Here is a 14198-nt window from a genome sequence, read left to right as displayed (position 1 = left end):
CCACTGTACCTTCTTGGAGAGACTTCCTTGTCTCGCTTTTTCAGGCTAGACCAGTGACACGGAGCGCGCCCGGGATTTCACCGTCCGGTCTCTCCGGCGCCGGCGTCTTCCTCGGGGGAGTCGCTGCCCACCTCGGCTTCCCGGACTTCTTCGGCATCTTCATCGGCGGCGGCGGAAGCGTCCAGGGCCTCTTCCAGGGCGGCGACCTGTTTCTCGAGGGCTTCGACCCGCCCGCGTGTGCGCTGCAGGACATCCATGAGGATGTCGAAATCCTCCCGCGAGACGAGCTCGAGGCGGTCGAAGGCGCCCTTCACCACCTGCTGCACCCCTTTCTGCACATCTTCCGGGGCCTGGGAAGCCCCCTGCAGGCGCTCCCCGATCTGCTGGGCCAAGCGGCTGATGCGGTCCTGGCTGACCATGCTGACTCTCCTGAACGTATTGTGGAAAACCTACCGACAGGATACGCAAGGCGGCTCCTCGCCGCATTCCTTATGCCTGCCACCTTGTGGGGCATGGCGCCGCCACCCCGGCACCAATCCTGTGCATGAGCCGGCCCCGCATTGCACTTTCCTTGCTCAGCGATACCTCGCGCTAGTCACAGGTTCATGAAAAGTCAGCAATATCCCGCCACCTGGCACGATTCGCGCTTCATCAGGACAACTATGCACCGCGCGGCAACGTGCCGCGTTCACCGAACAAGGGAGAATCGGGATGAAGCTGATCACTGCCGTCATCAAGCCCTTCAAGCTCGACGATGTCCGCGAGGCGCTCGCCGACAACGGCGTTCAGGGCATCACCGTCACCGAGGTCAAGGGCTTCGGTCGCCAGAAGGGCCACACCGAGCTCTATCGCGGCGCCGAGTACGTCGTCGACTTCCTGCCCAAGGTCAAGGTCGAGGTCGCGGTGGACGACGATCGACTGGATACCGTGCTGGACGCGATCTGCAATGCCGCCAACAGCGGCAAGATCGGCGACGGCAAGGTCTTCGTGACCCCGTTGGAAGACGTCATCCGCATCCGCACCGGCGAGCGTGGCGCCGACGCCGTCTGATCGCCGACCGCCTTCCTGCCTGTTCCCGATACGGAGACATTCGTCATGACAGAGCTTGCTTACGCGCTCGATACTTTCTACTTCCTGGTCTGCGGCGCCCTGGTGATGTGGATGGCCGCCGGCTTCTCGATGCTCGAGGCCGGTCTGGTCCGTTCCAAGAACACCGCCGAGATCCTGACCAAGAACATCGCCCTGTTCGCCATCGCCTGCACCATGTACCTGCTGGTGGGCTACTACCTCATGTACTCCAGCAGCGCCGGCGGCATCCTGCCCAGCCTGGGCTTCCTGCTGGGTGGCGAGAACTCCGTGGATGCGGTCATGGCCGGCGGCGATGACGCGCCCTACTATTCCGCCCGCGCCGACTTCTTCTTCCAGGTCGTGTTCGTGGCCACCGCCATGTCGATCGTTTCCGGCGCGGTCGCCGAGCGCATGAAACTGTGGGCCTTTCTGATCTTCTCGGTGATCCTGACCGGCTTCATCTACCCGGTTTCCGGCTACTGGACCTGGGGCGGCGGCTGGCTGGCCGAGATCGGCTTCTCCGACTATGCCGGTTCCGGCATCGTGCACATGGCCGGTGCCTCTGCCGCCCTGGCCGGCGTGCTGGTGCTCGGCCCCCGCAAGGGCAAGTACGGCAAGGACGGGGCCATCTACGCCATCCCGGGCGCCAACATGCCGTTGGCGACACTGGGTACCTTCATCCTGTGGCTGGGCTGGTTCGGCTTCAACGGCGGCTCCGAGTTGAAGGTGTCCGACGTGACCTCCGCCAACAACATGGCGCAAGTCCTGGTCAACACCAACGCGGCTGCCGCCGGTGGCGTGATCGCCGCCCTGATCCTGGCCAAGGCCTGGTTCCGCAAGGCCGACCTGACCATGGCACTGAACGGTGCCATCGCCGGCCTGGTCTCCATCACTGCCGACCCGCTGTCGCCCAGTGCCCTGGGTGCCACCCTGATCGGTGGCTTCGGTGGCCTGCTGGTCGTCGTCTCCATCGTCTGCCTCGACAAGCTGAAGCTCGACGACCCGGTCGGTGCGATCTCCGCCCACGGCGTGGTCGGCATCTGGGGGGTCCTGGCGGTCCCGCTGTCCAACGGCGAAGCCAGCTTCGGCGCCCAGATCATCGGTATCTTCGGTATCTTCGTCTGGGTGTTCGTGGCCAGCCTGATCGTCTGGCTGATCCTCAAGGCCGTGATGGGCATCCGGGTCAGCGAGGAAGAGGAATACGAAGGCGTCGACCTGGCCGAATGCGGTCTCGAGGCCTACCCCGAGTTCAACGTCGCCAAGAAGTGAGGCGATGTGTCCCGAGTGAGCTGGCGTGCTCCTGCTTGGCCCCCGCAAGGGGGCTTTTTTTATTCTATTCGCTGCGGGTGTATGCTCTGTCACAATGAGGCCAGCAAGGACGGCGTGCGTCGCCGTCGGCACACGAACCATGCGAGGACAAGACCATGAAACTGGTGACCGCCATCATCAAGCCGTTCAAGCTCGACGACGTACGTGAATCGCTCTCCGAGATCGGCGTCCAGGGCATCACCGTCACCGAGGTCAAGGGCTTCGGCCGCCAGAAGGGCCACACCGAGCTTTATCGCGGTGCCGAATACGTGGTCGACTTCCTGCCCAAGGTCAAGCTCGAGGTCGCGGTGGACAACGACATGACCGAACAGGTCATCGACGCCATCACCCAGGTGGCCAATACCGGCAAGATCGGCGACGGCAAGATCTTCGTCACGCCGCTCGAACAAGTCATCCGCATCCGTACCGGCGAAACCGACAAGGACGCGGTGTAATCTCAGGAAAGAGGGAAGCCAGGCTCAAAAGGGTTTCTTCCCTCTTCCGGCGCACTACCAGAACTCAGAGTGGGCAGCTCTCCCCCGGCGCAACCTTGCAGCCATTGACGTACAGCGGCCGAGAGTCGCCGGTGGGAAGCTCTATACGAAAACCCTGGTAGGCGGGTCGGTAGTCCCCCTCATGCTGCCAGTCGAGTCGAATCGCGTTGGCGTCGCAACTGAGCGTGACGTGCGTAACGAGCGTTCCCCCGCCTTCACCCAGCGTGCTCTCGCCGTCGTCGTCGAAGAGAAGCACCGTGCGCGACCCGCTTTCCACGAACGGATAGACCCGAAGCGCCCGTACGTCATCCTGTGCCGGATCGACGTGGGCAAGCCGGTCGGAGGTGGCAACGATCCCGCCGGCCCGCACGAATAGCGGCAAATGCTCGAGCGGTGCGTCAACGACGAGTTGGCGCCCGCCTGCCAGCCAGGCTCCCCCTTCGAAGGCATACCAGCCGCAACCATTGTCCGGCAGGTGCAGTTGCCGCGTTCGTGCACCCGGCTCCACCACCGTCGCCACCAGAAGCTCCTCGCCGAGCAGGAACTCGTCGTTTTCCTCGAAAGTCGCTGGATCGTCCTCGTGATCGAGAAAGGTGGGGCGGATCATCGGCTCGAGTTCAGCGTGGGCGCGCCACGCCACGGTGTAGAGATAGGGCAGCAGCCGGTAGCGCAGGCGGATCGCATCGCGAACGGCGTCGAGCACCTCGGGGTACATCCAGGGCTCGTTGACCGTCCCGTCGTCGTTCCAGGAGTGGATAGTGAAGCGTGGATGCATGACGCCATTCTGTACCCAACGCACGAAGAGCTCGGGGTCGGGGCGCGGGCCGGAGAACCCTCCTACGTCATGGCCGACGTTGGAGATACCGCTCAGCGCAAGTCCGAGTCCCATGCGCTGGTTGTAGCGAAGCGTCGGCCATTCGGTGCGGTTGTCGCCGGACCAGGTCTGCGCGTAGCGCTGAAGCCCCGGCCCGCCGGAGCGAGTAATCAGAAATGGCCGGCGCGAGGGGGCGTGTGCGATCTGCGCTTCCTGTGAGGCTCTCACCATCAACAGTGAAAGCACGGGCTTGGCCACCGAAGCCGGCAGCGGGTCACCAAAGCCGTCGAGTCGTGCTTCGCGATCCTCGATCTCGAACTCGTTGTTGTCGTTCCAGGTGCTGTCGATGCCGAGCGCGAGGAGTTTTTCGTCCACGTTGCCCTTCCACCAGTCGACCGTCGCCTGTCGGGTGAAATCCAAGTGCGAACCGTTGGCATCCCAGAACGGCGACACTTCCGCATCGCCGGTGTCGGAATCGGTGACAAAGAGTCGCTTCTCGGCCGCATCGCCGTACGCTGGATGATCGGTGAGAAGACACGGCTTGATGTTGGCGATCAGGTGCATGCCCGCCTCGCGAAACGTCCTCACCATCGCTGCTGGGTCGGGAACCTTGTCGCGGTTCCAGGTGAATACGTAGCGCTTGTCGCCGATGGAGGAGTAACCCGAGGAGAGCTGGAAAGAGTCACACGGAATATCGTGTTCTCTGCAGAGCGCGATGAACTCCCCGAGTCGCTCTTGTGCGTTGGGAGCATCGGTATAGTGCATCGTCGAGCCGGAGTAGCCGAATGACCACTTCGGTCCGAAGGCAACGCCACCGGTGAGCCGGGTGAATTCCTTGACCACGTCCAGCACGCGCTCGCCGAGCAGAAACCAGAGATCGAGATCGCCATCCTCGGCACGAAACGCGCGGTAGGGCGCATGGTAGTTGTCGAGTTCGTTACCGAGATCGATCCGCGAAGTGGCAAGGTTGTCGTAGAAGAGCCCGTAGGCGAGGCCGTCACTACGCCGGGTAATGGTAAACGGCACGTGCTTGTAGAGCGGGTCAGTAGTCTCGGCGCGATACCCCATGGCGTCGAGGGTGCGCATTTCAAAGCGCCGCCCCGAGCGCTCCAGATCGCCGCTCTTCTCGCCGAGCCCGTAATAGCGCTCGTCGTCATAGCGTCTCAGATAGTGCTCGACACCGTTACCGCGCCGCGCCACCGCCACGCCGCCGGTGGGGCGATCCTCGGCGATCGGTGTCCACTCGCCGTCGGTTCGCGCGTACCAGGTCAGCTTGAACGGCCGAGCGATGACGAGCTTCAGGCGCTCGCTCTCCACACTGATGCCGTCCTCATGCTCCGTCAGACGCCACGCCGGCGGCGTGAAGCCCTCGCCCGAGAGGCGCTCGCGTCCTTCCCAGGCGAGCGTACCGTCAGGGTCGATCGACCAGGTCCGCGTGGGGCGAGGCGTATCGTGACGGTGAACAAAGATACGAAAGAGCGTCTCGCCGAACACGAAGACGACGACTTTCCGGTCGCCAGCATTCAGTACGAGCCGGTCAGTGTCGACCGCTTCCAGCGACCAATCGGAGAGAAAACGCATGCAGACCTCGGTGTTGGGGCGACTCAATCGCCGAGCAGCAGATTGGGAAGAAAGAGACTGATCTGGGGCAGGTAGGTGATCGCCATCAGCATCGCAAAGAGCACGACGAACATCGGCAACAGTGGCACCCCCACTCTGCCGATGGAAACGCCGGCGATGGAACTGCCGACAAAAAGCGCACTACCCACTGGCGGGGTACAGATGCCGATACAGAGATTGAACGCCATCAGCACACCGAAGTGAACCGGATCCATGCCGAACTGCGTGACGATGGGCAGAAAGATCGGCGTGAAGATCAGCAGTGCCGGCGTGATGTCCATGAACATGCCGATCGCGAGCAGGATCAGGTTGATCAGCAGGAGGATGACCAGCGGATTATCGGAGAGCGAGAGCAGCGCTGCAGAAATCTGTTGCGGGATGCTCTCCAGCGACATCGCCCACGACATCGCGCCGGAAACCGAGATGAGCGGCAGCACGATGGCGGTGGTCATCGCCGCTTCCAGCACGATCGCCGGGAGCGCCCTGAAAGTGATTGTGCGGTAGATCGCCATGGTGAGAATCAGGGTATAGATCACCGCGATCGCCGAGGCTTCCGTGGCAGTGAAGACACCGGCAACGATGCCGCCGATGACGATCACCATCAGCAGAACCGAAGGCAGGGCGTGGAGCAGCGTGGGCAAGATCGGCTGGCGCTCCGCCACATCCGCGCTATAGCCCCGCCGCTTGGCGATGATCCCAGCAACGAGCATGAGCCCGAGCCCCATCATCAGTCCCGGCAAGTAGCCCGCAAGGAAGAGCGCGGCGATGGAAGTGCCGCCGGAGACGAGCGAGTAGACGATGAAAGTCGAGCTCGGTGGAATCAGCAGTCCCGCCGGGCTCGACGCGATGTTGACTGCGGCGGCGTAACCCGGATCGTAGCCCTCGCTCCTCTGAAGCGGCGTCATGACGCTCCCTACCGCCGCGCACGAGGCAACGGCGGAGCCGGAGATCGCGCCGAACAGCATGTTCGCCACCACATTGCAGTGGGCAAGACTCCCGGGCAGTCGCCCGACGATCAAGCGCGCCAGGTCTATCAGGCGAATGGCGATGCCGCCGCGGTTCATCAACGCGCCCGCGAGAATGAAGAAAGCAATCGCCAGCAGGGTGAAGCTGTCGAGCCCGCTCAGCATCCGCTGGGAGACAATGAGGGCGGCGTCATGCAGGGCGAAGCTGGTCGCGATCGAGACGAGCGAGGCGATACCGATAGCGAAGACGATGGGCAGGCCAAGCGCGAGAAGCAGGAAGAACGTGCCGAACAGAACGGCGCTGTCGATCAGTGTCATACATCGTCTCCCGACGGGTGGGGCGCACGAGCGAGCGCCACGATCTCGAGTAGGGAAAAGAAGGCGATGAACGCTCCCGACAGCGGCAGCGCTATATAGACCCAACCCATGGCGATGCCGAGCATCGGCGTCGTCTGACCGTTGGCGAGCGTTTGGCGAACCAACTCCCCGCCGCCGAACATCATGACGTAGCCGGCAAACAGAAGAATAATCGCCTGAAGCGCAATCTTGAGCCATCGGCGGGCGATATCCGGCAGTCGCTCGGGGAGAAAGTCGATCGCCAGGTGACGCATCGCGCCGGAAGCGTAAGCCGCTCCCAGCAGGCCAAGCCATATCAACAGAAAGCGCGCGATCTCATCGGTGATGATTGTCGGCGAGTCGGTGAGATAGCGACTCAGCACCTGAACCGTGACCACCGCCACGAGCAAGGCAAAAATCACCAGAAGCAGTATCGCCAACACTCGGTTGGCGGCCTCTCGCGATCTGGCTATCAGACTGCGACTGTGCTGGACGCTGGGCATCGCTCCCACCTTGTCTGACATATGATGTTTAATTCAACGTCCAGAGTCGCAGCCCGATAGCAGGCTTGCAATATCGACCAAGGTCGGTTTGACGCCCCTCTTCAAACCTGATGCTCTAAATTACTTTTCGATGATAAGGGCGAGCAATGACGACGCGGCGGAGATTCTGTACGTGGGGCGCAGGGACGCTTCTGCTGGCGGGGCTTGGAGTTCGCAGCTCGTTTGCCGCCGAGGCTCGCACTCTACGACTCAGTCACAACCTGACCACAGCCCACTCGGTACATCAGGCCATGCAGGTCATGCGTGATCGTGTCCTGGAGCTCACCGATGGCACCCTATCGATCGATATCTATCCCAATGCCCAGCTCGGCAACCAGCGGGAATCCGTCGAACTGGTCCAGGCGGGTATTCTCGACATGGCCAAGACCAACGCCAGCGAACTGGAAGCGTTCGACCCGATCTTCTCGCTGCTCAACATTCCCTATCTCTTCGAGAGCGGCGAGCACTACTACCGCGTACTGGAGGGCGATATCGGTCGCGACATACTCGGCGCGACGGCAGGCAAAGGCTTTCGGGGGCTGACCTACTACGACTCCGGCGCAAGAGGCTTCTACGCCACGCGCCCCATCGAATCGCCGGCGGACCTGAAGAACCTGAAGATACGCGTGCAGCCGAGTCCAACTGCTATCGAAATGGTCGAGCTCATGGGCGCAAGCCCAACGCCGCTGGCGTTCGGCGATCTCTATACAGCACTTCAGCAGGGTGTCGTCGACGGCGCGGAGAACAACCCTACAGCGTTGGTCACCGCGAGACACGGCGAGGTTGCCAAGTTCTTCACCCTCGACGAGCACACTCGGATTCCCGACATGCTGGTGATCTCTGAGGCGAGTTGGCAGAGCCTGTCCAGCGCACATAGACGTGCGCTGCGTCTCGCCGCCGCCGAGTCCATGGCGAGCCAGAAGGCGGCATGGCAGAGCGCCAGCGACGCTGCAGTCTCGACAGCCAAGGAGGAAATGGGGGTCGAATTCATAGAGGTCGACACGGCCGCATTTGCCGAACGCACACGGCCGATTCGCGATCGGGTCGCCTCACAGTCTTCGCGTGCCCGGCGCTGGATCGAAGCGATCGAGGCGCAGGCGTAAGCCGTTGCAGCCCCGAAGGCTCGCGTCAAACCAGCAACGCATGAGACCACGTTCAAGCGTGACGGCACTGAAGTAATCGAACTCATCGATGACGCGCCGTAAGTGCAAATTCCAGCCTACCGACGGACGTAGAAAACCCCATCTGGCACCTGCAAATGGGGTTTTCTCATAGATTGGAACTTACCGCTCCCGGCGCAGCCGGGTGGCTTACTTCTCGACGAAGGCCCGTTCGATGACGTAGTCGCCCGGGTCGCCCATGCGCGGCGAGATGTTGAAGCCCAGTTCGTCGAGCAGCGAGCTGGTCTCGTCGAGCATCGCCGGGCTGCCGCAGAGCATGGCACGGTCCTGCTTGGGGTCGATGGTCGGCAGGCCGGTGTCCTCGAACAGTTTCCCCGTACGGATGTGATCGGTAAGGCGTCCGGTCGTGTGGAAGTCTTCCCGCGTCACCGTCGGATAGTAGACGAGCTTCTCGCTGATCTCCTCGCCCAGATATTCGTGTGCCGGCAGCTCCTTGGAGATGAAGTCGGCATAGGCAAGCTCGCTGACGGTACGCACGCCATGCACCAGCACGATCTTCTCGAAGCGTTCATAGGCCTCGGGATCCTGGATCAAGCTCATGAAAGGCGCCAGCCCCGTGCCGGTGGACAGCAGGTAAAGGTTGCGCCCCGGCAGCAGATCGTCGGTGACCAGCGTGCCGGTGGGCTTGCGGCTGACCATGATCTTGTCGCCGACCTGAAGATGCTGGAGCCGAGACGTCAGCGGGCCATCCGGCACCTTGATGCTGAAGAACTCGAGGTGATCCTCGTAGTTGGGACTGGCGACGGAGTAGGCACGCATCAGCGGCTTGCCCTCCACTTCCAGGCCGATCATCACGAACTGGCCATTCTTGAAGCGCAGGCTGCGCTCGCGAGTGGTACGGAAGCTGAACAGCGTATCGTTCCAGTGATGAACGCTGAGGACTTCTTCCTCGGCAAACTTGCTCATGTCGGCTCCTACATATTCCAGAAGTGCATATATGCGACACTTACTCTTTGCAGCTGATTCTAAGCAAGGCCAGAATATCTGTTAAATGGATTGTATGGATAAAGCTTATCTATACTCTGGATAAACCACCCTTGGAGCCAGCCGGATGCGCTATACCCTGCGACAACTCGAGGTCTTCGTCGCCGTGGCCCAGCACGAGAGCGTCTCCCAGGCCGCCCGGGCCCTGGCGCTCTCCCAGTCGGCCGCCAGTACCGCCCTCGCCGAGCTCGAGCGGCAGTTCGACTGCCGTCTGCTGGACCGCATCGGCAAGCGTCTCAAGCTCAACGCCCTGGGCTTCCAGCTGCTGCCCAAGGCCGTGGCACTGCTCGACCGGGCCGAAGAGGTCGAGGAGTTGCTGCGTGGCCAGCAGGGCATCGGCACCCTGGATGTGGGCGCGACCCTGACCATCGGCAACTACCTGGCCACCCTGCTGATCAGCGATTTCATGCAGCGCCATCCCGGCAGCCGCGTTCGTCTGCAGGTCCGCAACACGCGCACCATCGTCGACGAGGTTCGTCAGCATGAACTCGACCTGGGGTTGATCGAAGGCCAGTGCGAGGAGGATGACGTCATTACCCAGCCCTGGGTGGAGGACGAGCTGGCGGTCTTCTGCTCACCGCATCACCCCTTGGCGAACCAGGGGCCAGTGGAACTGGATCGTCTATTGAGGGAAGCCTGGATCATGCGCGAGCAAGGCTCGGGCACCCGCCTGACGCTGGAACAGGCCGCGCGTCATCGCCGCGGGCGCTTCAACACCCTGCTCGAGCTGGAACATACCGAGGGCATCAAGCGTGCCGTGGAGTCGGGGCTGGGCATCGGCTGCGTCTCCAAGCTGGCACTGCGCGATGCCTTCCGGCGCGGCAGCCTGGTACAGATCCCGACGCCCGAGTTGGACCTGAGCCGCCAGTTCGCCTTCATCTGGCATCGCCACAAGTACCTGGCGACCGGCATGCGGGAATTCCTCAAGCAATGCCGACACATGACGGAAGGCATTCGCAGCAGCGACCAGATCGACCTGCCCTATTATTCCTGAGGGACTGTATTCCTGAGGGCCCACCGTCCGTTCGGCGACACCCTAGACGGCACCTGGCGACACCCGGCGTCGGTCTTCGCGGACACTGCCCGACCGCCGTTGTCTAGGGTAGGATGCGGGCTCACCGGCAAGGAGCGCCGGCGCAACCTCGGCACTTCAACCGCCGACGCTATCCGGAGGACTCAACATGCGGCAATTCCTGTTTCCGCGCCACCCCTTGCCGCGGCGCACCCTGCTGTTCTGCCACGCCATCATCCAGCTCGGCCTGCTGGTGGCCGGCGGCCTGTGGCTGGCGCCACGCACCCCCTGGCTCGCCGACACGACCTGGCTGGCCGCCTGGCCACGCCTCGCCCTCGGGGGCGGCGTGCTGTTGCTGGCCATGGTCGGCGTTCGTCTGATCGCCGAACTGTGGCTGCTGCCCTACCACCTGGCGGGCCTGCGCCCCGGTTTTGCACCGGGCGATGTGGTCACCCGTTCCTTCGATCGGCGACCCGCCGTCCACGACAGCGAGCGCGCCTGGACCTCCTCGGCACGCTCGGTCTCGATGGACGATGAGGTCATCGGCAGTGCCCGCGTCTCCCAGCCGGCATCTCGCCAGCGCCATGCGGGCAACGAGCCGACCCTGAACCCGGGCGACGGCGAGGCGGAACCCTACTCCCGTCACGAACCACGACTCTGAGGGCGCCGCCGGCGTCGGGGCTCAATCCAGCGCCCGACGCATGAACGGCGGCAACGCCAGGGCGCCGCGGTGAATGTCGGCGGTGTAGTAGTCGAGCGGCAGGCCGGCCTCTCGTGCATCCTGCTCGCGGAAGTCGTTCACCTCGCGGCCCTTGCCGGCCAGGGTGACGCTCCACCACCCGGAAGGATAGACGGGCTGCGGGAATGGCAGGGTCGCCACGCTGTCGAACCCCGCCTCGCGCATGTCGCGACGCAGTGAATGGATGATCGAGCCGCTATGGTAGAGCGGCGACTCGCTCTGCTGCACCATCACCCCGCCGGAGCGCAGGAGACGATGGCAGCGGCGCAGAAAGTCGGTCGTGAACAGGCCTTCCGCCGGTCCTACCGGGTCGGTGGAATCGATGATCAGCACATCGACGCTCTCGGCCTCTGCCTCGTCGACCCAGCGCACGCCGTCGATGAAGGCCAGCTCCGCACGGGGGTCGTCGTTCGACTCGGTCAGGGCGGGGAAGAAGCGCTCGGCGGCCCGGGTCACTTCCTCGTCGATATCGATCTGGGTGACCCGCTCCACGCCGGGATGGCGCAGCACTTCGCGCAGGGTGCCGCAATCGCCGCCACCGATGATCACCACGCGTTTCGGGTCGGCATGGGTGAACAGTGCCGGATGCGCGATCATCTCGTGATAGAGAAAGTTGTCACGGTCGGTCAGCATCACGCAGCCATCGAGCACCATCAGGTTGCCGAAGGTCTCGGTCGCATAGACCTCGAGATGCTGATAGTCGCTCTGCACATCGTGCAGCTTGCCGGTGACCTTCAACGAGAAGGCACTGCCCTGGCTGTCGAAGACTTCGGTGAACCAGCCGGAATCAAGAGACGTGCTCATCATGAACCCTCGAGGTAACGAATGGTGACGGGCCACGCATGCATGTTCGCGATGGCCCGCAAGATAGTGTGATCCGGTGCGCCATCATCCCTGATGGTAGGCGGGACTCAGCTCGTGCAGAGCCTCGACGAAGGCCGTGACACGCTCGGGGTCGGTGAACTGGCTGATGCCATGGCCCAGGTTGAAGACATGACCGGGCCCCGAGCCGTAGCTGGCGAGAATACGTGCCACTTCGTCACGGATCGCCCGGGGATGGGCGAACAGCACATTCGGATCCAGGTTGCCCTGCAGCGCGACACGCTGCCCGACCCGGGCCCGGGCACCGGAAAGCTCGGTGCTCCAGTCCAGGCCCAGCGCATCGGCGCCGGAGTCCGCCTGGGCCTCGAGCCACTGGCCACCGTTCTTGGTGAACAGGATCACCGGCACACGCCGTCCCTCGCGCTCACGGATCAGGCCATCCACGATCTGCTTCATGTAGCGCAGCGAGAAGGCCTCGTAGGCCGGCGTCGACAGCGCCCCGCCCCAGGTGTCGAAGATCTGCACGACCTGGGCGCCGGCGCGGATCTGGGCATTGAGGTAATCCGTCACTGCCCTGGCCAGCAGGTCGAGCAGTCGATGCATGGTGTCCGGCGTGTCGTAGAGCATGGCCTTCACATGGCGGAAATCCTTGCTCGAGGCGCCTTCCACCATATAGGTGGCGAGCGTCCAGGGGCTGCCGGAAAACCCGATCAGCGGCACACGTCCGTTCAGCTCGCGACGGATGGTGGCGACGGCGTTCATCACGTAGTCCAGGTCGCGTTCGGCATCGGGCACGCTGAGCGCTTCCACTGCCTCGGGCGTGCGCACCGGCTTGCGGAATTTCGGTCCCTCGCCGGTCTCGAAATACAGGCCCAGGCCCATGGCATCGGGAATGGTCAGGATGTCCGAGAACAGGATGGCGGCATCCAGCGGATAGCGCTCCAGTGGCTGCAGCGTCACCTCACAGGCCCTGTCACGGTCACGACAGAGATCCATGAAGCTGCCCGCCTGGGCGCGAACTTCGCGATATTCCGGCAGGTAACGGCCTGCCTGACGCATCATCCAGACCGGCGTGCGGTCCACGGGCTGACGCGCCAGGGCGCGCAACAGGCGGTCGTTCTCGAGTTCCATGCGTTCGCTCATCCACGGAAAATGTGGTCGACATTGTAACCCATCCGGCTCGACCGTGAGCCCGCCTCACCTTCCTGATAGAATGAAATCATCCCGACGGCCACGCCCGGTCCTTCATCGAGGTATATCGTGACGATTCGCTACATCGCCGCCTCCCGGCTCCCCACACCCTGGGCCACCTTCACCATGCACGGCTTCGAGGACGAAGCCACCGGCAAGGATCACGTCGTCCTCACCCTCGGTGAGGTCGGCGACGGCCAGCCGGTGCTCGGCCGTGTGCATTCCGAATGCCTCACCGGTGATGCCCTGTTCTCGATGCGCTGCGACTGCGGCTACCAGCTCCAGGAGGCGCTCAAGCGCATTGCCGAAGCGGGACGCGGCGTGCTGCTCTACCTGCGCCAGGAAGGTCGCGGCATCGGCCTGCTCAACAAGATCCGCGCCTATCATCTTCAGGACCAGGGCGCCGACACCGTCGAGGCCAACGAGCAACTGGGCTTCTCCGCCGACCTGCGTCGCTACGACCTCTGCCTGCCGATGCTCGAGCACCTGGGCATCGACTCGCTCAGGCTGATGACCAACAATCCCCGCAAGGTCGAGGCCCTGACCCGTGTCGGCGTGGATGTCGTCGAGCGCGTGGGGCTGACCACAGGCCTCAACCCGCACAACGAACACTACCTGTCCACCAAGGCCGGCAAACTCGGCCACATGATGGCACTAGGTGATTTCACTCCGGCCAGCGATGTGGACATTGAGCGCAAACCTTGAGATCGCGCTCCAGCAGTCCAGATAGCCTGTATTGATCGAACCGATCGAAATATTTCTCTGGTCTCACTCTTAGCTTGCTAATAACATGCAAGTTATCAAAACATCGCAAGCGAGGACCTAGAGATGAAAGCCAAACTGATGACCGCCAGCCTGCTGTTCGCCGCCCTGCCCCTGGCCGCCCAGGCCGATCCGGCCACCGAGCGGACCCTGCAGCTCAACGAGCCGCTGGCCGCCGTAAGCCAGCACGCACCGGCTACCCAGGCCCAGGCCGACGCCTCTTCCGACATCGTCGCCGAAGGCGGCAGCGATGCCATGGCCAAGGCCCGTCTCAAGCTGCGCGCCCAGCAGCAGCACGAGACTCATATCGCCGATAGCGGCGATTCCCTGGCGCCGGCTCGCGAAGCCACCACCTGAGCC

The 14198-nt window shown here is 63.3% G+C and carries 15 protein-coding genes; 8 read left to right on the top strand and 7 right to left on the bottom strand.

Features of this window, described 5'->3' with window-relative positions; all coding sequences use genetic code 11:
* Nucleotides 1-77: 77 nt before the first annotated feature.
* Nucleotides 78-419, bottom strand: coding sequence for an accessory factor UbiK family protein (locus HELO_RS00520; RefSeq protein WP_013330859.1), 342 nt, complete (start codon nt 417-419; stop codon nt 78-80).
* A gap of 292 nt (nt 420-711) precedes the next feature.
* On the opposite strand from HELO_RS00520, the gene HELO_RS00515 reads away from it, so the two are divergent.
* From HELO_RS00515 to glnK, 3 genes are all read left to right on the top strand, one after another.
* Complete coding sequence (locus tag HELO_RS00515; protein WP_013330858.1) at nt 712-1050, top strand: P-II family nitrogen regulator; 339 nt, start codon at nt 712-714, stop codon at nt 1048-1050.
* Nucleotides 1051-1095: 45 nt separating this feature from the next.
* Nucleotides 1096-2337, top strand: coding sequence for an ammonium transporter (locus HELO_RS00510; protein WP_013330857.1), 1242 nt, complete (start codon nt 1096-1098; stop codon nt 2335-2337).
* Between the two features lie 155 nt (nt 2338-2492).
* Entirely contained in the window at nt 2493-2831 is a 339-nt protein-coding gene (glnK, locus tag HELO_RS00505; protein WP_013330856.1) for a P-II family nitrogen regulator, read from the top strand.
* A 64-nt stretch (nt 2832-2895) separates the two neighbouring features.
* Here glnK and HELO_RS00500 read toward each other — a convergent pair whose 3' ends face one another.
* From HELO_RS00500 to HELO_RS00490, 3 genes are read right to left on the bottom strand one after another with little or no spacing between them, the layout of a single operon-like run.
* Nucleotides 2896-5265, bottom strand: coding sequence for a glycoside hydrolase family 31 protein (locus HELO_RS00500; RefSeq protein WP_013330855.1), 2370 nt, complete (start codon nt 5263-5265; stop codon nt 2896-2898).
* 23 nt (nt 5266-5288) lie between these two features.
* Nucleotides 5289-6587, bottom strand: coding sequence for a TRAP transporter large permease (locus HELO_RS00495; protein WP_013330854.1), 1299 nt, complete (start codon nt 6585-6587; stop codon nt 5289-5291).
* A complete protein-coding gene (locus HELO_RS00490; protein ID WP_013330853.1) occupies nt 6584-7108 on the bottom strand; it encodes a TRAP transporter small permease in 525 nt (174 codons plus the stop codon). The genes HELO_RS00495 and HELO_RS00490 overlap by 4 nt, the downstream gene beginning before the upstream one ends.
* 146 nt (nt 7109-7254) lie before the next feature.
* Between HELO_RS00490 and HELO_RS00485 the strand changes: the two genes are divergently transcribed.
* Nucleotides 7255-8250 carry a TRAP transporter substrate-binding protein gene (locus HELO_RS00485; protein WP_013330852.1) on the top strand — a complete coding sequence of 332 codons (996 nt, stop codon included), beginning with the start codon at nt 7255-7257 and terminating at the stop codon, nt 8248-8250.
* Between the two features lie 207 nt (nt 8251-8457).
* On the opposite strand, the gene HELO_RS00480 is transcribed toward HELO_RS00485, so the two are convergent.
* Complete coding sequence (locus HELO_RS00480) at nt 8458-9234, bottom strand: ferredoxin--NADP reductase (RefSeq protein WP_013330851.1); 777 nt, start codon at nt 9232-9234, stop codon at nt 8458-8460.
* A gap of 145 nt (nt 9235-9379) precedes the next feature.
* Between HELO_RS00480 and HELO_RS00475 the strand changes: the two genes are divergently transcribed.
* Nucleotides 9380-10306, top strand: coding sequence for a LysR family transcriptional regulator (locus tag HELO_RS00475; protein WP_013330850.1), 927 nt, complete (start codon nt 9380-9382; stop codon nt 10304-10306).
* Nucleotides 10307-10493: 187 nt separating this feature from the next.
* A complete protein-coding gene (locus tag HELO_RS00470; protein ID WP_013330849.1) occupies nt 10494-10985 on the top strand; it encodes a hypothetical protein in 492 nt (163 codons plus the stop codon).
* 21 nt (nt 10986-11006) lie between these two features.
* On the opposite strand, the gene speE is transcribed toward HELO_RS00470, so the two are convergent.
* Together speE and hemE are read right to left on the bottom strand one after the other, a co-directional pair.
* Complete coding sequence (gene speE / locus HELO_RS00465; protein ID WP_013330848.1) at nt 11007-11867, bottom strand: polyamine aminopropyltransferase; 861 nt, start codon at nt 11865-11867, stop codon at nt 11007-11009.
* 84 nt (nt 11868-11951) lie between these two features.
* The gene (hemE, locus tag HELO_RS00460) at nt 11952-13016 is read right to left on the bottom strand and encodes a uroporphyrinogen decarboxylase (RefSeq protein WP_109637280.1); all 1065 of its coding nucleotides are present in this window, start codon (nt 13014-13016) and stop codon (nt 11952-11954) included.
* A 129-nt stretch (nt 13017-13145) separates the two neighbouring features.
* Between hemE and ribA the strand changes: the two genes are divergently transcribed.
* Together ribA and HELO_RS00450 are read left to right on the top strand one after the other, a co-directional pair.
* Nucleotides 13146-13781, top strand: coding sequence for a GTP cyclohydrolase II (gene ribA / locus HELO_RS00455; RefSeq protein ID WP_013330846.1), 636 nt, complete (start codon nt 13146-13148; stop codon nt 13779-13781).
* A 123-nt stretch (nt 13782-13904) separates the two neighbouring features.
* Entirely contained in the window at nt 13905-14195 is a 291-nt protein-coding gene (locus HELO_RS00450; protein WP_013330845.1) for a hypothetical protein, read from the top strand.
* Nucleotides 14196-14198: the final 3 nt, after the last annotated feature.

It is taken from the genome of Halomonas elongata DSM 2581 (assembly GCF_000196875.2).
In the GTDB taxonomy this organism is placed as follows: Bacteria; Pseudomonadota; Gammaproteobacteria; order Pseudomonadales; family Halomonadaceae; genus Halomonas; species Halomonas elongata.
Note: the sequence above shows the minus strand (reverse complement) of the source record. Positions and strands in the feature narration are given on the sequence as shown.